Raw genomic sequence first — 22,693 nt, 5'->3', positions numbered from 1 at the left:
AAAGTCTGAAGGCCGAGATCGATCGTGCCACTGCTGGCAGCATCGATCACCACCAGCCGCACATCCGTTCTGCGACCAAGATCATCGGCTGGTGTTTCCTCTTTCCAATCCAGCAGTAAACGGCTGGAAGAATCAGGATCACTCGAGAGAGTGAAAGGAAGCTCAGCCAATCCCCCATCGGCAGCCCAGGCCTCGATGAGCTCATCGAACGTAGGTAGTTCATCACTGGTGGCTTCAAGCACCTGAGTGGTTGTGGTGACCTCCTCTGTCTGCCCATTAACGAGGGTTGTCTCCACCTCAAGCCTGTACGTCAGAACTTCTTGGGGAAGTTCAGCGGTAAACGCCCTCTGCTCTGTTGCGTTGTCATCTGCAGACCGGACGATCAGCGCCCGAAGCACGGGGCTATGGGACAAGGTGAGGCTGTGGTCGGTCAGCTCATCTGCTTTGAGAATCTGAAGACCGTCAATCAGGGCGCGGGCCTGGCTGCCGGTGGCTGTCAGCGTCCAAACGGGATCTTCATCCGTTGGCTCAATCACCTCGAGACTGATGTCGCGCGTGTTGGGTAGCCGACCGAGGATCTGCTCCCAACCGGGAAGATCGGAATTGGTGCCTCCCTCAGCGGTCGTTGAGGCCAAATCCTCGAGGACCAAGCGTCGACCGCTAATGCCATCAATCAACTGAGCACCGTCGGGCAAGCGGAGTGTCCAGCGGTCGTGTGAGGAACTGTTGGCCTCTAGAGAGGTTGTGCTGGGGATGCGATCTCCACCATCACGGAAACGCAGTTCAAGCGGTTGAGTGATTCGGACGGCGGGCACCTCGCCATCGATAAAGCCCTGCTGCCACTGCAGAGACAGGGGGGCACGGCCCGTGGCCTGGCGCGTGGGTATGAAAGCCAGCCTCTCAAGCTGATCAGCCTGAAGGGGCAGTGCGCGCAGATTCGAGTCATCAACGTCGACCGCCGCGGGGGCCTCAGCAGTGCTGCCGTCGTCGTTCAGAAGAACGAAGCTGCCGACCTCTTGCAGCCAGTCGGGGAGCTGAAGATTGATGATGGCGGGATCAGCCGGCTCTGGGAAGTCGATTCCAGGATCAAGCTCTTCCAGCCGCTCTCGCAACTGCAGTGGGATCACACCGTTACCACGGTGCTGCAGGCTGTTGCCTTCGCTGAGGCGGATTGCGCTGATCCCCAACAGTTCTGGGCGAGTATCAGGTTCAGGAGCAGCAGGAACACTCAGTTCTGAAGCGGCAGAAAGCGCCTCTTTCTCTCCGGCATCCACCACCCGCAGCTGCAAGTTCAGGTTGCTGCCGGGCTCAAGGGCATCGGCTTGCAGAGCTTGGAGCTGGGCTGCATCGATTGAAAGACCTGAAACAGCCGATCCTGCAGGCAGATCCTGCCAAGCCGATGGTGCAGCATCAGCATCAAGCAATCGCCACTGGTGACGCAGCAGATCCTGAGGCGTTTCTGGGTCGCTGCCGGGTTGCCAGCGCAGCAGCAAGAACGAACCATCACTGTCGGGCTCCAGACCCAAGAGCACAGGTGCTTCGGGGCCCTGGTTACCACGCACCGATTGGTTTTCTATGACTGAATAGCGTTGTCCGAGATCCTCTGCATCCGCCGGGGTTTGGTTCCAGCTCACCAATAGGTCGGGTCGACCATCACCCAGGTCTTGCAGACGGAGCCTGTAGTTGGCGTCAGCAGAGCCGCCTCCCACAGCAACCAGTTCGAGCGAGATATCCCCAGGAACAGGGGTGTCAGGGTCGGTGAACTCGAAGCGCAGAGCCCCGCTTCGTGCATCCTCGAGCGTGAAGCTGAGGTTGGAGTAGGCATCCTGGCCGAGCTCCGCGCGCACATCTGCACCGTTGAGGTACAGCGTCACCTCGGTGGGCACTTTGTTCAATCTGTAGCGCTGGCGGGTGAGCAGATCTGCCGCGAGGTCAAGCTCGGCGCCCAGGGGGTCACCGCTGCGGAAACTCACCAGCTCTTCGTCATCCACCAAGAAACTCCACTGTCCCGTGGCATCCGCAAACTGGAAGCTGCGGTCTTCCCAGGTAAGATGCACACCATCAGCATCATCGGGAAGGGATGCCAGGAAAGTGGGAACGTCTGAAATCAGCGCGCCAGTGAAGCCAAGGAACGGTCGATACAGCTCACCATTGGCGCCATAACCCTGCTCAGCAAACAGCCGGTCGCTTGCAGAGTCGTATCGAATCCGATCGCGGAAGCCATCGCTATCGAGATCGATCGTGAGGGTATGGGTCTCCTCCAAAGAGACGATGCTGTCTGGCAGAGGCGTAACGACTGCCCCGCTGAGCAGGCGACCTGCCTCATCGAGCAGAAGCTTCAAAGGCTGAATGGTGAAGTCAGCTCCATCGGCCCAAACCGAACCTCTGAAACCCTTATCAACGGCCTGCACTGACCAGTGATAAGTCTCCCCGGGGAGTCCACCGCGGAACAGCCCTGCATTGTGGAAGCCTTGGTTGCCAGCAGCGGCAAGCCGTCGTTCGCCACTGAGGGGGTCGGCCAGAGGAGACACCATGTCGAAGACGAGCCCCTCTCCTGGAGCGACACGATCTTCTCCGCCACGGGGGGCGCGGCCAATGCCGAGGTTGTAGCTGTAAGGAGAATCGTCGTTCAGCAAGTGGCTGAAGGTCCAGCCCAGCTGCACAGCCTCTTGAGAGCCGTTCCATTGCACGCCAAGCGCATCGGGACGATCGGGGCGTCGGTTGAGGACCCCGGAGAACGGAGGCTCACCTTCAGAGGTAGCGCTCAATCGCTGGCTTGTGGTGTTGCGGAAGACCTGGAGGTAAGGCAATTCAGAACTGCCCTGGACGCCACTAATCGCCAGGTCGAGATCACCATCGAGATCGATATCCCCCCAGCTGGCCACTGACCTCTTCAGGCCAGGCAGGGCAATGGACAGTCGCTCAAAACTGGTGCCACCACCGACAAGGGGATTGCGCAACAGCTGTGTTGAGAGCAGACCGGTCGTGGGGTCTGTTCCACTCAAAAGCAAGTCGACATCCCCATCGTTGTCGATGTCAGCCCAGGTGGCAGATCCCTCTTCCAAAACTGGCGTATCCAGAACGCCTACCTGCAAGCGGAACGAGCTGGTGCCGAGCTGTTCCTTCGCGAGCAACACGCTGGTGGAATTGTCGAAGTTCAGCGCTGGCGCCACCCGCAGATGGGCATTGGCATTGGCCAACTCTTCACTCCACGTGAACGTGAGCACGTCTTGATCACTGCCGAGCTCATCTGTCGGTTGGTTGTCATCGTCCTGGAGGCGATTGAGCAACTCGTGATTGTCACCCTGGTTTTGGCCAACGATCTGGAGACGCATGGCCAGTGGTGTTGCGCTGGCAGGGCTACCCAGGCGAGCAGAGAAGTCAGAAATCGCTTGGATCTGATATGTACGTCCAACAACCGGTGTTCCAATCAGCTCAGCCAGGCTGAAATCACGATGCACAAAGGTGTTTCCGGCATCACGCAAAGCGTCGTTGAGAGGACCCGGCAGGAGGGAAGGACGACGGTCAAGGGCTGGATTGGTGAGCTGTTCTATTTCCAGACCTTCTTCCCTCAACAAGTGAATGTCGTCGTAGAGGGTGGCCATCGCCAATGACGGCAAGGCGCTGCGACTCGCACCTTCTGATCCAGGCAGGCCCGGCAAAGCGAAGACAGGGTCGTAGGCGACCATGCCGGCGCGTTCGCCACCGAGATAAAGATCGGTCAATGGACCGCCCAAGTCGACATCTCCAAAAGCAGCAATGACTGCGTCGGGGAAGAGCGACCCTTCGGCAAATATGAGCGGCGGCTGATCGATATCAGCCTCTAATGGAGCTGTGTTGCGCAACACCTCAAGAGGTGACTCCACAGGCTTGAAGATCAGTTCGATCGAACCGTTAAAGCTGTGAATGTCGTCAATCAGGCCTATATCAGTCGGCGAAAGGATCAGATCACTTCGCAGAAGCTCAATCACTTCAGCAGCAGTAATCTTTGTATCCTCAATCAGAGCCGAAAAGGCCTTTCCGTCATAAATCACATTTGCAAGAACAATATTGCCGTATTGATCAACTTCCGGAATTTGGAACTGGTAATCATCAAGCGCAACGCGATCAGCATGAAGGCCCTGAAGCACAGCGGTTTCAAGATGGAGCCGAGAATCTGTAGGCAGAACCCCCAAACCATCCAGATGAGCGGAATTGAGATCGCTTGCAAGAGTGAAGCTATATTCACCACCACTGCTATTTACAAACGAAAGCTCTTCAATCCCGAGGGTGTGATCAACGAATTCATTACCACTTAAGCGCGGGAAAAATTCAATTGATACAACTGATTTCGCCAAAGAGTCCTGAAGATCATTTGACCTCTGCGCTGCATCGGCGTCGGAACCAAAGTCCAACACAAGGTTCTGCGCGCTGCCGTCGGCATATTCAATGGCCACCTCATAATTGCCCCTGCTTTGATTTGCAAAAGTGAATGACTCCAAAGTGAAAGCGGCCTCACCTTCGCGCTCCAACCTCAGCAAAGGCTTGTTCAACAATGCGAGATTCCTGGCCGTCATCAGCAACATCCCAGAGCTGACTCCCAAGTCAGCTTCACCCTGTCGATCACCGCTCAGTTGCCGACCGTTGTAGCCAGAAATCAACAAGCCAGACTGCTCTTGACTTGCCGCAAAAGTATCGTAATTTAAGACAAACTTTTCAGTGTATTCCTTATTATAATCAGTATAAATATTTTTCAACGAAAGGCCTAAGCCTGTATCCGCCAGTCCATTGACCAGAGGAATTGCAAATCCCGTATCACTAAATTGATAGTAAGGCGTAAAGCTGATGGCATCAATCTCACCCTGATAAGCATCTTGATAACGCTGACTATCCTGAAGAAAAGCGATGCGCTCATCCCTGAGCTGATATTGATCACCGGCCTCATTCGAAACATACTGCGAAATTTTAAACGGATGGAAACCAGCCCTTGAATTAACCTCCCCATTAAACCAATTACTTATAAACGTTACGCCAAGATCAATGCTGCGTACATCAACAGGCTCAGCGAATTCAATCGCCACCATGCTTGATTGCGGATCGGCCAAATCACCAACAGCAGCGAAGCTGTTGAATTCGGGCTCATTTTGCCTGAGCCAGTCAAAGCTTAGAGGTGCTACGACACTCTCACCCTTTTCATCCTTTGCATCCCCGCCGCTTGTTGGCAGCCAGTACACCGAGTAATCCTTACTCGTTCCAGAAAACTCACCATAGGCACCAACCCGCTGCTCTTTACCACTAAGCTTCCCGTGAGTGTAAGCACTGGAAAGCAATACATCACCAGATTCAGAATTTATAAACGCTGGCTGAATAACATTCCGCTCAGGATGATTCTGGAGATTCGAATAAGTTAATTGATGAATATTGCTAGCCACAACAGAGCCCTCATCAACAGTCCAACGCAAGAGCGATCCATCCTCTACGGATGCCTGGCTGCTACTGTCTTCCAGCTCAGACTTGATCGGCTGACCCAGCGAGTTTTCAAAGAGTTCTCGAACAACCTCTGTTGATGGATTCTCGATCTGCCAAACCACCAGATCTTGCTCAACCGCCTCTGATAGAAGCTGGGCAGTTAGATACTGAAGAGGGAAGACAACATCGAAAGAACCAACCAGCTGAACAAGATCATCATCCAAGAACAAATCATCTTGAAACAGGCCGAACTCAGCAAAACTTCCTGTATCAATAGCAGCAGAAAGAAGCAGGGAAGAAAGCGCTTCATCCTGGAATTTATACTGACCTATTGACGCTTCAGTAACCAATTCACTCTGGAACCTATCAACATAAAGCAAAGGAGACCCTTCCATTGAGGGGTTCCGCGATTGATCCAAGTTAAAAACGTCAACCGAGCGTTGAACATCACTCAACAAGTTACCGACCCGGATAGTACTTTCGCGATGGAATTCATAAAACAATTCTTGCAGCGCGACACGTGCTGTTTCCTGCACACCCTGCTTGAGCGGAAGCGGGCGGTGATAAACAACCGGCACACCATCAGGCCCGGTGAGCTCAGAAAGATTGAATGCTGCATTCAAGACATCACTGTGCCTGTTGTTGCGCACATCAATCAACGAGTCATTGACCTCCAGGAAGTAAACGTATTCAGGATCATGACGGAACGTCAGCGGCGTCTGATTAAAGGCACCATTGCCCAACAGCTGCCAGCTCTCCTGATGGTCGAACAGGAAGGCATCGAGTTCGGAGCCGGCCCCTTGACGAGCCCATTCGATGAGAGCTGTTTGGTTGTCTGGTAGATCTTCCTGAACACCGGTGTCGGCGGAGAATCGGTAGTTCTCATCGCCATCCATAAACACCGATCGAGGCAGACGATACAGGGAGTAGGTCGCATCAAAACCACCGCGGCCTAACTCAAACTGCACAAGCGAATGAAGATCAAGACGCTGGTTGTCTTGATGATGGGAATCGAGACCATCGAAAGCTGACAGCTGTGGCTCAAGGGCGGCGAGCATGTCATCGAGGACAACCAGATCGACCGGTAAATCGAACAATGTGCTGTCCGAATCAAGGAAGAGCACCGTGCTCTGCTGGCCCACTTCTGTGTAGTCGAGCCCCTGCCAACTGCGGTGAGCAGCGATGTCCATGCCACTGGCCAGGCGCAGCGTTGGATTGAGCGGATGGCGATCGCCACTGCCATGTTCTCCCTGCTCAGTGTCGAAGTTGCCGAATTGCAGCCTGGTGCCGCTCATCCCGGCCAACAAATCCTGCTCAAACGGATCAGCACCGTTACCCGGTAGCACCAACAAGTTGTCGAGCATGCTGCTTGACACTGCAACGTCGAGCAAACCATCAGCATCGAGGTCACCCCAGGCCGCCCGCAGAATCGATGTCGGATCGGTCTCCCAGTCGGTGAGTGTTTGAGCCCAGGGCTTCGGTGTGACCACATCGAAGCCAATACCTCCATCGTTCTGGAGCACCTCCACCACCGTTCGCGGAATGAAGTCGGCACCAGTGCGCTGGCCGCTCACCAACAGGTCAAGCCAGCCATCTCGATTCCAATCGCCCCATTCGGCTTGATGGATGCGATCAAATGCCGGCAAATCGAAGCTCGTCGTGAAGCTGCGTTGACCGGCTTCATCAACATCGTTTATCAGAATCTGGGATTCTCCGTAGCCCAACTGATCAAAACCCCAATGGAGTAGATCCAGGTCACCGTCGTTGTCGATATCGCCCCAAGCCACACCGCTTTCCCATCCCTCGGTGTCGTGGTTGTAGAGATCTCGATTGAGTTGGGGCACAAGAAGGTCAGTGCTGCCCAGTACGTCAAAAGAAGTGACGGTGACGCCAGTGCGAAGACTGTCGCTGTCAATTGTCTTGAACGCATCGCCGTTGAAGCTCCACTCGAGCTTCACAGCGTGATCTCCAGAGGTACCGTTCACGGCTGGATCGCGCCAGCGAAGCTCTAGATCCACGGCCCGGTCGGCGCGAAGCTTCAGCTGCTCACCATCGCCATCGATCTTCTCGCCATCGATGAACAGCTCCCATGCATCCTGGCGACCTCCATCGGCGGTGACCCGGAAGCGGTAGTTGCCTTCCTGGCTGGGTGTCAGCTGACCATTCCAGCGGGCCGACAGCGCTCCATCCCAAGTGCTGGGTAGGTCTATTGCATTGTCGAGATCAATTCCAGTGGGCAGTAGATAACCCCAGTCGAAGTCAATCGAAGCATCGAGGCGGCGCAAGAAATGCTCCTCAAAATCGGCGCCGAAGTAGTAATCACCCACCAGTCCGTACTGGCGGATGGCACTGATGGCTCCAGACCCGGTGCCATCTCCCGAGAAATAGTCCTCAATCGTGAGGTCGCGATCGGGATTCACCACCCCATCGGCATCCAGATCGATGATCAAATCGTTGTTGCCGCTTCGGCCGGCGCCGTTGGCACGGACAAAGCCAATGCTGCCGCTCTGCACGCCATCAAGCGTGAGCAGCATGGGGAGCTCCAAAATCAATTCGTCTTCAGCTCCTGTCAGGCCACCTATGTCACGAATGACGGTGCCGCCTGCGGTATGACGCAACCAGCCAACCTGTTCATCAGCCGCAGCTCGTCTGTAGAGGAGTTGATCGGGCAGGAAGCCAAGTCGTTCATATTCATGCCACTGCACCTCACCGCGCCAACGGCGCGGATCGGCCCAGAGGCGGAATTTCTCCCAGCTGATCAGCTCACCATCGAGCTCGACCGGTTGCAGTGAATCAGGATCACCCCCGAGGGCCCGGAACGCCTCCTCCAACGTCAGAAGCGGCGTCCGCAAGCTGTAACGGTCATCACCGGAGCCACCGATCAGCAGATCTCGACCGCCGCCACCCTCGATCTCATCATGACCCTCGCCACCATGGAGTCGGTCGTTGCCAGGACCGCCATCGAGATGGTCATCACCACGACCACCCATCACCAGGTCGTGACCGCTGCCTGCGCGGATCGTGTTGTGCTGGGTGTCGCCTAGCAGCACATCATTAAAACTCGATCCATCAACGTTCTCGATCTGAGAGAGCACGCCGCTGAGAGCTTCAGCCACAGCGCGACTGCTGAGCGAAGACGGCTGCTCGCTTGCTATCGCCTGGGCAAAAGCATTGAGCCAAATCTCGAGATCACCGCTCTGACCCGACTCGATCAGCTCATCAATGGTGGAGACACTGAAGCTGTCACGTAACTGATTCCGGATCTCGTCTGCCAGAGGGGTGGCGGGCTGGGACTCTGGATCGTCGGCAGCCGAGACGTCCTGCAGCGTTTCCCATTCCTGCTGCAACTGAAGCGCGAGGTCTTGCAGGGTGTTCGTGGGAACAGCCAGCAAACGGGCTGCATCACGGGCAAGCGCTGCCTCTGCGACATCACTGCCAGGCAGATCAACAAGCAGGGTTTCAATGCGGTCGCTATCACCCCAGCCGTCTTGGCTTGCATAGGCGGAGACATCCGTGGTCAACAGCTTGAGGCTGCCAAGATCAACGAGCTGGCTTGAGGCGGCCAGTCGACTGGCTTCCACCACAGTGAGCGTTGAGCGAGGACTGACCCCCTGACGCAACAGAGCCGTTTCGATGCTGATGCGAACATCAGGGTCAACGTCCCGCAGCAGAGCATCACGGCTCAGACGTACCAGCATCCCGCTGGGATCGCTGGGGATCCAAAGCACCGGGTTCGATGTGGTGACGTCCGCAAGCTCAGGAAGCAAGGCTTGCTCGCCGATACTGAGCTCGACCGCGAGTTCTTCGAGCCGAGCTGAGGGATCAAAGCGACGGAAGCCACGGCTTGCCATCGCACTGAGCAGGTTCAGCAGCTCCGTGGGAAGGTCTGCAAGGGGCGTGTCGGGATTCAGCTGAAGGGCTTCACCACTGCCTGGGAGCACGAGCACCGGGCGTTGGCGCCAACCCAGGTTGACCTCAACTCCGGAAGGATCGTGGCGATGGCTGACCGCATCAAAGCCTTCTCCACCAATCAGGAGGTCTTCACCAGAGCCGCCGACCAAGGTGTCGTTGTTGAAGCCACCAACCAGGGTGTCGCTGCCACTGCCACCCTCCATCCGGTTGGGACCGCGCAAACCGGCGATGATGTCGTTGCCCTCCTGGCCCAGGAGCACATCGGTGTAGCTGTCAACATCACTGCCGATCAGGGTGTCATCACCCTGGCCTCCGTCGAGATAAACCACAGGAACAGCCGCCAAGGCGCGGCTTCCCTGCAAAAAGTCGTTGCCATCACCACCAGTGAGGACCCCAAAGAATTCCGGCAACTCGGTGAAGGCCTCTGTCAGCCAGTCACCCAGCAACGAGCTTCTGAAGGGAATCCGGTAAGCATCCCCTTCATCAAGGTTGTTGTCTCCATCGGTGCCGTTGTTGGAAACAATGAATCTCAGCTGACGTCGCGCATCGTCATCAGCTGAGGCGAAGCGCAGGCGACCTTCGTTGAAGCTGGTCTGGAACTGAAGAAGATCCTGATCGATGCCATCAAAGAAGATGAGTGTCTCCGGCGCACGCACCCCATCGATGATCGAATTGATGCGGAGCACAGCACCACGCAGACCCAGGTCCACGGAGGCATCGTCGAAATCATTGGGCCTGTATTCCTGCAGCACGTAGCTGTGAATCACTTCGCGGCCGTAGCTGTCGAGAATCGGCTGACTGAGGAAGCGTTCGGCGGCCCTTTCATTGCCCCCTTCATCCGAGGCAAGCACCCGATCAGCGAAACCATCCGGATCCTTGCGATACAGGATCTGATCCCAGACAAAGCTGGCATCCTCAGGAAGGTACAGTTCAACAGTGTCGAGGAAAGGATTGAAGTCATTGATGACGACGATCGAGCCCTCAGCCCCAGCCGTCACCGGAACCCCGTAGAGGTTTTGGCGGCTGTCACCAATCCGGAATTCGTCCTGCACAGCAGTGCCTTGAAGCACTTCAAGGAGGTCATAGTTTTCGATCTCCTGCTGTCTTTGACTCGCTGTGAAGAGTTCCAGTGCAATCAGGAAGTGCTCGGCTGGTGTTTTTTCGTTGTCGGAAGAATATTCACCGAGCCAGAAGTCCACAAAATCGGGGAACTCCGGGGTGCTGATCGTGTAATTGCTGCTTTCAGGGGTCCACTCCCAAATACCGTCTGCGATCTGAGCATCCAAACCAGCGGGGCTGGTGGTGAGCAGAGCAGCTTCATTTGAGGTCTGGGTGTATTGCGGCTCAGCGAAGATTCGCTCCATTGCCAGCACCACGCCTTCGGCTAGCTCGCGTTTGAATTGCTCGATGTTGTAGTTGCCGACAACACTCGGTCCGTTGTGAAGAGTACGATCGGGCTCGGTATAAGGATGGGTTGTCTCAATCCCGGCCCTGCGATGGTCGGTGGCATGAAGTTCAAGCTCATAAAGACCGGCCAGGGCATCGCGCTGCTCTGCACTCAATAGATCGAGAAGATCGAGTGTGCCCGTGTTGAGCAGATAATCCCTGTCGAGAGCAACAAGATCACTAGTATTTGTGTTATAAAGCGTGTCAAACAACTCATCACGGTTGAAAGCAATGAGATCAGAAGCGCTGGTGTTGATCTGATCCTGCTCATTGACAGCGACAAGATCGAATCTGCTGGCATTGAGGAGATCCTGTTTATTAAAAACAGCAAGATCAGAAGTGCTCGATTCAAGAAGCGTGTCAAGAAGATTTTGCTTGTCAAAGACAACCAGATCTGAAGCACTGGTGTTGACCAAATCTTGCTTATTGAAACCAACAAGATCAGCACTAACAGTGTTGAGCGATTGTGTTGTGAGTAGCGACCGCTCTGCTATGCCACTGTTGAATTGCGTGACCTCATATTCGAGGTCACCCACGTAATCGAGCGGGTCGTAATCATCGAAGAGGATGCTATCAAGCTGAGAGCCGTCATATTCGAGGTCAGCACCGTAATCGAGCGGGTCGTAATCGAAAAGGCTCGAATCGAACGAATCGTATAGGGAGCCGTAATCGATGCCGGACGGACTTCCATACCCCGCATCTGACACAGCAGAAAGCTCAGAAGCATCAAAGGCATAGTCGAAACTGGCCCAACGCGGATCGTGGATATTGGGCAAGAAAAGTGCGTTCTCAAAATCGAGATCGCCGGAATCGCCGTAACGAGCTCGGTTATCTTCGAGCAGGTTGCGATAGATCAGCGTGACCGGGTTTCCCCCAGCCTGACTGGAATCAGAAAGATTGTTTTCACTGCCGGGTAGAGCGAAGAAGTCCTCTCCATTGAGCAACAGATCAAGATCACCATCACCATCAATGTCGCCACTGCTGATCGTGCCGTTAGCGAGGCCGTAAAGATCCAGATCGGCATCGCGCAGGATTGGCGTGCCATCGGCCAAGGTGCTGTGGAAGAGGAAGAGATTGGTTTCCGGAATCGCCAGGGTGCTGCCATCGGCGGCGCGGCGGGTTCCGGCACCGAAGCCCGCCGTTGCCAAGTCACCAAAACCATCGCCATCGGCATCAAACACATGCAAATCACCGGCATAAATGCCAAAGGGCTGCAGCTCTCCCCCCTCTCCGTCGTCGATTAAGCCATCGTTGTTGGAATCACGCCAGATCATCGGGGTCACCCCCCGCCAGCCGCCGATCGCCTCGGGATCCTTCAACAGCAACGCCAATAGCGGATCGGCCTGACGGGGGTTGGCGCTGTTGCTTGTGTTTCCTGCCAACAACAGTGCTGCGTTGCCGAGAACAGAGCCCGGCTGCATCGCTTGAAATCCCGAATCGGGATCCACGTCGATCCACAGTGCTGCAGCTTCCGCCAAGTCCACGTCGCGGGGTGCAACATTCCCCCGGCTCGTGGTGAGGCCTTCCAAGCTGATGTTGAGGTCGAGATCAAAGCTTCCAGGGGTGTCGCGCAGCAAAAGCAGTGGCCGCTCCTGATAAGCGCCGGCAATCGTCGGATCGGGTCGGCTGATCACTCCCTGAATCAGCAGCGACTCTTCGCTGTCGTTCCCATCGAGATCGGCGGGAGCCTGGCGACGAATCAACGCCTGCTCATCGCTGCCTAGAGGGAGGCTCAGCTGATCGCTCAAATTCAGCGTTACAAGAGATTGGTCGCCTGCCTCATCAATGAACAGATTCAGGAGGGTGACTGTGCCTGTGCGCTGAAGCTGGACCTCCGCCAAAGACTGGTCCTGCACGAGGTCAAGCAAGGAGTAACGCTGACGGATCCAGGCCTGGGGAAGGATGGTTTCTTCCTCGGGCGGTGTTTCAAGACCCGAAACATCGAAACGGAGCAACTCCAAAGAACCGTCATCCCGCCTGGTGATGGCGTGCCCGTCTTCAATGATCTGCAGCAAGGTGCCGTAGGCATCGGGCACAACCCACCGGCCAGAGTCTTTGACCAAGAGTTGGCGCTGATCACCGTCAACGATGACTTGAAGAACTCCTGCATCAAAGGCATCAGCAGCAACTGTCGTTCCTTCGGGAATAAAAACACTGGCCAATTGAGTGTTCTCAAAAGCACCAGATTCAATCGATCTAAGTGTTTTAGGTAGCTCAACACTGGTGAGCTGAATACCCTGGAAGGCGCGGGGATTAATGACTGCAATCCCTTCCTTAACCACAACATCCGAACCTTGTTCATCGACTAACAATTCAGCAGCCGCTCGTGTCAAAGCGAGATTTATATCCACACCCTCATCAAAGGAATCAGGAGCAAATTTGGCCTTTTCAGGAATAACAACACTGCGCAGCTGAGTTCCAATGAAGGCGTTGGAACCAATTTTGACGACACTCTCAGGCATAAAAATATCTAGCAGTGGAACCCCTTCAAAAGCGCCAGCTTCAATCGAGACGACCCCTTGTGGAATAGCAATACCCTTATCTTGCTCCTCGATTTGTCTTTCGACCAAAGCCAAAGCAACGTCCCGCTTCAAATCATTGCCTATGACTTGAACAACACCGCCATCAAAGGCTTCGAGATCAACTGTTGCGGCCTCAGGGAGAACAACACTGTCTATCTGAGTATTCAGGAAAGCCCCATTTTTAATAGACTTAATTGTGCTGGGCAGGACAACACTGGTTAGCCCAGTATTCGCGAAGGCAGCAGAACCAATTGATGCAACCCCTTCAGGAATGACGACACTGGAAAGCTGAGTGCCCTCGAATGCTAGAGATTCAATAGCAACCACACCGGTTGGGATGACAACATCTTTTCCTTGCCTCTCAATCAAGGCACGGGCACTCTCTTTGGTTAACAGACCGTCAATGACCTGAATACCATCAATGACTTTGGCTTGAACAACCTCAGGATCAAAAGCATCAACAGCAACGAATACCCCATCAGGGATAACTACATTGGCGAGCGAAGTATTCTTGAAGGCACCAGCTTCAATTATTTCAAGCGTGCTGGGCAGAACAACACTGGATAATCCAGAATCCCTAAAAGCATCCGGCTCAACAATAGTTATACCCTCGGGAATAACAACTTCTGCACCCTGACGAGCGACCAAATCCAGTGCATTGTCCCGAGACAAAGCACTTCCTAGAACCAAAGTTACATCGTCATCAAAGGCATTGAAATCATCAATCTCAACCCCATTAGGAACCACAACACTGGCCAAGTGCGTGTCCTGGAAGGCATGAGATTCAATGGAGACAAGCGTGCCAGGAAGCTGAACACTGTTTAACTGAGTGCCCCAAAAAGCGCCTAAGCCAATAGACGTGACACCTTCAGGAATGACAACGCTTGTCAGTGGAGGATACCAACCGAAAGCAAACGTTTCAATTGAATTGAGTGTGGCAGGAAGGTCAATACTGGCCAGCAGAGTGTTCTCGAATGCATGGGGACCAATAGAAGTGACACCTTCAGGGATCACAACTCTTGTTAAGGGGGTATCTCTGAAGGTGCTGTAACCAATAGACGTAACACCTTTAGGAATGACGACACTGGTTAGAGGAGTGTTCCGGAAGGCTGACTCTTCAATAGAGGTAACACCTTCAGGGATCACAACATCCGTGCCCTGTTGAGCGATCAAAGCTGCCGCATTCGCTCTTGTTAAGACGCCATCAATGATTGGCAGCCCAGGGGACACCTGCAAGAGCTCAGTTGGCTCGACAAGTTCTGCAGACTGTTCGTTCTTGATGAGTGGGTCACTCCATAGCCAATTGCCAAGCAATAGATCAGGAGAGCCGTTTCCGTTCACATCGCCCCACACTGGCGTGAGCGACACATCGTCGCGCCAGGCTGGATTGTCTTCAGGAAGATGCAGATTGAGCGAACGGGCCAACGACGTCTTGACGTCATTGACGCGGTCATTTGCATCAACTTCTGCCTGAAGGTCGTAAACCCAGGCCTCGAAACTCAGCGGCTCGACGCTCAATTCATCAACTCCGCGGTGCCAGCCCGCCTGGAGCAACCGGTGAGTGAGTGGATCATCGTCAGAGATGAGACTGAAGCTTGCGTTGAGCTGCGGCTTTAGGCCAAAGGGATAACGGCGATCGCGCGAAGGATCGGAAAACACCTGGGGGCTGGAAGCCGAAGCAACACCGGACGGCAACATCGTGATCTCGCGGAAGCCCGTGCCTGCCTCGTCGAAGCGGGCCTCACCATCGCCATCGAGATCCGTTGCTCTGGTGGTGTTGAGATACAGAGCACTACCGGGAATGGCAGTGTTGATGCTCACGGTTACCCGACCGGTGGAAGCTTCGCTGGTGGGTTCGCCGGCATAAAACAGCTCTTCCACCAGCTCCCAACCGCCGGCGTTGACCACATCAGCCACGAGGTTGAGGCTGTAGTAGGCCGGAGCATCCAGATCATCAAGATCGGAGCCCCAAACTCGGATGTAGTCAAACGGCCCCGCCGGCTCTTGATTAGGCTCGATTCCTTCTGGGCGGTTGGTGAGCGGCAAAGTAAGGCGGTTATCGCCGTCCCCATCGACCCAAACCAGGTCGTTACTCCAAGGATCAGTGTTGGCTTCGACCGTGTACGAAAGAGCTTCGTAGGGCGGCCCACCGAGGGGATTGGGTACATCAACGCTGTAGTCCGCGGACAGATTCACAGCCATGGGCAAGTCTGCCGAGATCAGCAATTCGTTCTGATAGGCAGGGAGAGGGCTGTTGGGATCGCGGATCTGCAGTGCGGCTGCGCCGTAAACCCCGTTGGAGCCCAACAGACCATCGCCATCGAGATCGGTACCCCAAATCCGAAGTTGGCGATCAATCCGCTCCTGGATCGTGCTGCCGGCTGTAATCAGCAGCTCAAGACCATCGGCCGGGTTGTCGTTGAGATCGAACCAGTGACTGCTGCCGAACTTGGTGCCCAGCAGTCCCAAGCCCCGCCAGTTCTGCCAATGGCCCGTCGCAGTGCCATCAGGAGATATCTCAGTGATCTTGCGAATCTGGGCCTCAATCGCCGCCAGATCCGTGGCGCCATTGGGGTCGCGGGCCATGCCCTCAGGCACCGTGACCCGCTCGCTTGCGGAGAACACGGCTTTGCCTGGTTCAGCCACAAGCCGATCAGGAGGGACGTTCTGTTCATCGATGTTGTGCCGACCAATGGCGTCCTCGCTGACATTGAGGAAGCGGGCCAGAACCTGATCGGTGTCGCGATCGATCAGCGACATCACGCCCACACTGTTGTTGAACAGCTGGTTGGGGGCGTAGCTCTGGCTTAAAGCGATCCAGAGTTCGTGCTGGTTTTCAGCGAAAAACTCTGAAGTGGGCTCTTCTCGGTCGTCAACCGGTGTGTCGAAGTAATTCTGGATTGCATCCCAATTAAGAGAAACAGCATCGATGCCGCTGCCCGCCACACCTTCGTCTGGCAGGTCTCCAGCATTACGGCCCAGATACTGACCGAGCAAATTGAGGGCCTCGGCATCGCCCAAATCGCTCACCAATTGCTGGGTGAGATCGGGGATGCTCCAGCTGCGCCACTCCAGATCGATCGATCCGAAGCTGAGGCCAGCTGTGAGGTAAATCACATCAGTTTCGACTGGATTGAGATCGAGCGCAAAACGCATCTCGCTCTCGCCATCCACCAGCGCAACCTCGTTAACACTGAGGTCGAGGGTGTAAAGCTCACCGGTGATCGCGGCTTCAGCACCAGTGCCATCATTCGGCCGACGGCGGGTGCCGTCGTGGCTGCCGGCATAGAAATTCCACACCAGGTCCGTGCCGGCCCCTGGGGCCAGTTCAAACACCACCCCGTCCGTGCTGCGACGGTTGAGCACAAAACCACGGGTGCCTTCTTCTCCTTCGCTAAGCCGGAAACCGTTGTCATCGGTCAGATCGCTCAAGCCATCGATCAGCAACTCAGCGGTGTCACCAACCGAACCATCTGCCACCTCACCGTCTTCGTTGAGATCAATGCCGAGGTCTTGCTCCTTCCAAACGTTCAGCGACGCCAACAACTCAGCTTCGCCAACAGGGCGGAGACGGTGGCCAACCAGCGTGTCGCTGTCGATGCCACCCACCAGTTGATCAAAACCGAGGGAGCGAACATTGGTCGCCGTGTTGTTGAGCCCCTGCAGGAACTCAAACGCCGCGGCACTTAAATCCCCTTGATCAGGATCGAACAACGCAAAGCTGTCAGCAGCATCTGCGCCCCGATCCGAGCGCTCCGGCCCTTCACCTGCGAACAGAACATCTGCACCCAAGGCTCCGAAGACGGTGTCATTGCCGGTGCCGCCTGCGAGCACATCAAGGCCGGCATAGTTCTGTCCCGGCCGAGCGCGGCTCAGCAGAATCGGATCATCGGAATCGTCGCCGACCAGCTTGTCGTTGCCCTCACCTCCGGTGAGCAAATCGTTGCCGATGCCACCCCAGAGTTCGTCGTTGCCATCCCCCCCGTACAGGGCGTCATCGCCATCGGAGAACTGCTGCTCCAAATTGATGGTGGCCTGATAGCCGTAAAGCACATCGTTGCCAGTGCCGCCGAACAGGAGGTCGCTTTCAACGCCGCCTTCCAGCAGGTCGGGGCCGCTGCCGCCAAACAGCCAGTCGTTGGCCCCACCGCCCTGGAGTCGGTCTTCATTGACAGGGCTGCTCAGGGCCGAGTTCCCGGGATCGGCATCAAGCAGCCGCAGCAGTTGCCACTGCTCATCGGAAAGGTGGCTCCAGTGCTCTACACCGAGTTGTGCCTGCAACCAGCGCAAGGCCGGCGGCTGAGGGCCAGCAACCAGTTCGATCGATAAGTGATCCCCTCCCGCATTGCTGAAGATCTCGTTGAGCTGGAACGGCTCAGCATCCTGGAACTCATTCCCGACTCGGTGGGCAAGGAGGGCGGCAAAGCCGGCACGTGCTTCGCTCTCGTCATAAAGATCGCCAAACAACCAATCGTCGTCGTCTTCACCCACCAGCTGGTCCTTGCCGGACCCACCGATCAACAGGTCAGCACCTTCGCCGCCGAAGAGTTGGTCGGCGCCTTCAGAACCGGAGAGCTGGTCGTCACCTTCCTCGCCAAAGAGCTCATCGTTGCCGCTGCCTCCCTCTTGCTGATCATGGCCGCTACCACCACGCAACAGGTCAACCCCGGCACCAGCGATCAGGCGATCCTCGCCAGCACCACCCTCCAGCAGATCATCTCCCTCATCGCCAAACAACCAATCGTTCTCGGCCTCGCCTAGCAAATGGTCATCGTCGACACCGCCCATCAGCAGGTCTTGGCCATCTCCACCCTCGAGACGGTCGTCACCGCCACCACCTTCGAGGGTGTCGCTGTTGGCATTGCCCTTCAGCAGGTCGTTGCCACTCTCGCCACGCAACACGTCATCACCATCGTTGCCCTCCAGAAGGTCGTCACCCGTGCCACCGAACAGGCTGTCCTGATCGGTGCCACCACGCAGCGTGTCGTCGCCGCCATCGCCAGAAAGAAGGTCATAACCACTACCGCCCTCGAGTAGGTCACTGCCTTCGTCACCCTCAAGGGTGTCGTTCCCTGCATCACCCCTCAGAACGTCAAATCCTGTGCCACCCGCCAACAGGTCGTTCCCCAGGCCACCACTGAGCAGGTCCTCACCGCCACCACCCTCGATCAGATCGTTGCCATCACCACCCTCGAGACTGTCATTGCCCGACCCACCGCGGAGCAGATCTTCATCAGCTCCACCATGGATCAGATCGTTGCCATCACCACCCTCGAGACTGTCATTGCCTGCATCGCCATGGAGCTGGTCGTCACCTGCATCACCGAAGACTTGGTCCAGTCCTTCACCGGCATGAACGCGGTCGTCATCGTCTCCACCCCGGACCAGATCGTCGCCGGCCTCGGCAAAGATCAGATCGTCGCCAGCACCGCCATCAACGGTGTCATCCCCTGCACCAGCAGCAACTGTGTCGTCGCCAGAATCGCCATTGAGCTGATTGGCACCGGCATTGCCCACCAACAGGTCATCGCCGTCGCCACCACTCAACGTGTCGCTGTCGAAGCCGAGCACAGCACTGGAATCGCCGCTTCGGAACTGATCGAGAGGCAACGCGCCATCACCGGCAATAGTGCCGGCAATGAGCACGTCATCACCGGAATCTCCGTCGAGCTGATCAATGCCGCTAGCGCCGATCTGGGTGTCGTCACCATCGCCACCGCTCAGGGTGTCGGCACCAGCTCCACCATCGAGCCGGTCATTGCCGTCGTTGCCCTCAAGAACATCGTCACCCTGATCGCCGGCAAGGGTGTCATCGCCAACTCCACCCTGCAGGGTGTCGTCTCCCAGGCCACCGTCGAGCTCATCATCGCCAGCGCCGCCGTCAAGCGTGTCGTTGCCGAAACCGCCAAGCAAGGTGTCGTCTCCTGCATCACCGCGAAGCAGATCGGCACCGTCCTGGCCCTCAAGCTGATCGTTACCTTCTCCACCCTCGAGCGTGTCGTTGCCGGCGCCACCGAGCAGGTTGTCGGCACCTTCATTGCCCTGCAACAGATCCTCACCCTCATCACCCTGCAGCTGGTCGTTTGCTGCACCGCCCTTGAGGGTGTCGTCGCCGTCATTGCCGCGCATCTCCAAGCTGCGACTCACCGCATCGGCGTCGATGACGTCGTTGCCATCTCCGGTGTCGCCCTTGATCTTCTGGATGCCATTGAACTGCTCACTTTGGGCTCCAGGCCCCTCGATCACCACGGCATCGCCATCCATGCGCAGCGTCATCGACTCAGCGCCATCACTTGGGTCGATGTTGCGCTCTTCAGCACGCGGCCCGACATTCAGCAGCAGGACTGAGGCTTCGTCGGGGGCAGAGGCGTAGTAAGGCTTCGGGGGAGAACCACCGGGACGATCGACGCTGAACAGCTCGAATTCAGGCGTCTCGTAGATCGTGAATGACGCCGAGAAGGGCGAAAAGCCTGCTTCAACTCCAATCGAGGCCGCGAGGGCAACCCGCACGGACGCATCGAAAATCGCGAGGGGTTCGTAATTGAAGTTGTCGAAGAGCTCCTGAAAACGAACACGGCCGTCACCGTTCGGATCATTCAGTTCAATTTCAAGGTTGCCGCGGATGTGTGCATCCCCGCGGACCTTCAAGCCTGGGATGCCAACACTGACGCCACCACTGACTTCCAGACGCACTTCGGCACCAGCGCCCGGGTATTGGGTGCCATTGACCAAATTGCCGGGCTCGTCATCGAGCACATAGAAACCGTCGGCCAGGGCCATCAGCTCCCCGGTTTCGATCAAGCCGGCCAGACCGGTGAGGTCGTAGCCAAGAATTGTGGGGCGCAGATACGGCGTGATCGAAGCACCCACCTCGATACTCACCGGAGGAGGGGCATAGATCGGTCCGATGGACTGATCAAAACTCCAGCTGGTGGAGAAACCCTGGATCTGCAGGCGAATCAGATCAAGCTCATAGCGGCTTGCCGGTTCAGTGCCCAGCAAGAGATTGATCAATCGTTCGGAGGTGTACGCAAAATCGAGGAAGGGGAAGGTGACTTCTGTTTTCCCTAGATCGGGAGAGCTGTAGTCGTCGGTGTTAACACCCACGCCACCGCCATTGCCCATGGCACCGCTGAGGGTGTCGACTGCACCCTGCAGAACACCCTGAGGGGAGCCCGCGCCAGGGGAGCTGCCTCTGATTTCGTTTTCAATTCCGTTGGTTCGGAATATTTCTGCAACAGGCCCCGCAACATCATTCGAACCACGTAGAGCGACCGTGTGCAGATCGTTGTCCAAGAACAACCAAGAGGGGATGCTGATGCCATCGGAATCCTGTAGGCGAGCTACAGCATCAACAACTGAATCAATGCCCTTGTAGAGCGTCACCCACTGGGTAACGGCGCCGTTGGGGGTGTTCTCAACACCTAAATCAATGAGATTGTGCAGCTTGCCGTCTCCGATGAGATTGAGACCGGCAATCGAGAACTCGGTCTCGAGCAGCTCCACGAGAGGCTGGAGCGGATTGAGGAAATAGTCGTTGAGGAAGAGAGCAATCTTGGCGAAGGGTCCACTGGTTGCGGCCAATTCATCGCCAAGATTGAGATTGATATCCCCAGGGCGGAAGACAAACGGCGTAAAGCCGAATTCGGCGGGTTCAGAAGCTGAAGCATCAGCCCCAGGTTCAAGCTCAAACTCTGCATAACCGCCGACGAGCATCTCACCATCGATTCCAATCACATCCCCAAGAGACGCAGTGATCTGGGGATCGATTTCGAAGCCTGCCTTGGCACTAAAACTGGGCGAGAGCTGATCTAAATCGGTCAGCGGTAGAAGTCCATTTCCATTGCCTGGAACCGATAGATCCAGCCCGAGCAAAAGTGCTCCACTCAGGAATGGGTCGTTCTCCGGAGCAATCTCAGGGGCAACCCCTTCAGCAGCAGAGCCGACACCGAGAACGTTGGTGTCTGAGCTGGAGGCAGCCAGCTCGAGGAAGCCGAGGCGACCCACCAGATCTTGCGTGCTTTCCAAACTGGCGCCCACGACCAGCTCTGGAGCACCCTCTTCATCGCCACCCAGCAGCATCTCCATATCGTCAGACAGGAGATGACCAAGCTCCTCACCCGTGCCAGCGGCGCTGTCGAACAGGAACGTGGAGCCAAGATCAGGGGCGTTGGCGTCAAAGGCAAAACCAATCCCACCTTCAGCGAAAAGGTTGAGGTCGAAACCTCCGCTCAGTTCAAGGATGCCGGCAAGGCTGGTGTCGAAATCGAGATTGAGGGTGGTGGATAGTCCGTCGAGTTTGAGATCGAAGCGGTAGTAATCGGGGGCGTACTCGCCAAGACGAGTGGCGTCGGAGCGAACATCAGAGAGATAATCCTTCAAGTTCGCAAGACGATCACCAGAAGCTCCGAGCCGCTCGAAGTTACCCAGATCGTGTTCAGACTCAAAGTTGAGCTCACCACCATTCTCATCCTTAATTCTCGCGGAAGGATCATGGCCATCGAGACCTTGAATGATCAACAGATGCTCATGACCACTGGATGGATCCAGACGTTGCAGAACGGTGTAGACCTCGAGAGATTGATTCTCTGCCTCAGTAAGGTCTAAATCGATACGTTGGTATTCTTCCTGCAACCTGATTGTGTCGCCAGAATCCAAGAAAATATGAGTGGTGCGATCTTCTCCATTCAGTTCAAATAAATCAGGAATAAAGTAGGTAATTGGGCCACCCAACGCATTGGTATAGCGAGCACTAGTATCAAGCCGCACCTGCTTAAGGCCTTCGTCGTCGAGATTGGCGACACAGAAGTAGGCATCAAAGATCGGCCGGAACTTCAGCTCCAGGCTCAGAAACTCCGGGAGCACACTGTTGATAGTGGGGATCAGATTCCAGGGCAGGACCTGCTCACCGAGCTCACGCAAATCGGCCAAGGCCTGCTCCGCCGTATCAAACGTGCTGGTGAAACGTTTGATGTCCGCCCCCAGATCGGGAGCGAAGGTTTGCATCAAGGGGTTATCGGCGATCCCTACCTCGATGGCGTTCTGCAAGTTGTCGACCGTTTGCTCCAGCTGAGACAGGATGAACAACACCTGCTGGATGCCAAAACCGCTGCAATTGAGCAGATCAGCAGCATCTTCAAGGGCCTGCAATCCAGCGCCGTAGGCATCCTCAAAAGGCCCAAACATGTTGAGGGCTTCGTCACCCAACTGCTCCGCCAGTTCCAGCAGCAAGCCCGGATTGAACTCCAGGTCAGCATCAAAACCGCTCTCCAGACTCAGGACACCAGCAGACGCCTGGCCGGCCTGGACAAGTTCGGGGCGCAGGTAATCGGTGCCATTGCCATCCTGTAGTTGGAGATCCAAAC

At 56.0% G+C, this 22,693-nt stretch carries 1 protein-coding gene (cut by both window edges); it reads right to left on the bottom strand.

All 22,693 nt of this window come from inside a single coding sequence — locus SynRS9907_RS04455, leucine-rich repeat protein, on the bottom strand. Of the gene's 40,434 coding nucleotides, 12,205 precede the window and 5,536 follow it; the stretch shown corresponds to coding positions 12,206–34,898 — codons 4,069 (partial) to 11,633 (partial); the first complete codon in reading order (the gene reads right to left) occupies nucleotides 22,689–22,691. Both codon boundaries (start and stop) fall beyond the window edges.

Source organism: Synechococcus sp. RS9907, assembly GCF_014279615.1.
Classification (GTDB): Bacteria; Cyanobacteriota; Cyanobacteriia; order PCC-6307; family Cyanobiaceae; genus Parasynechococcus.
This window is presented reverse-complemented; position numbering and strand designations above follow the sequence as displayed.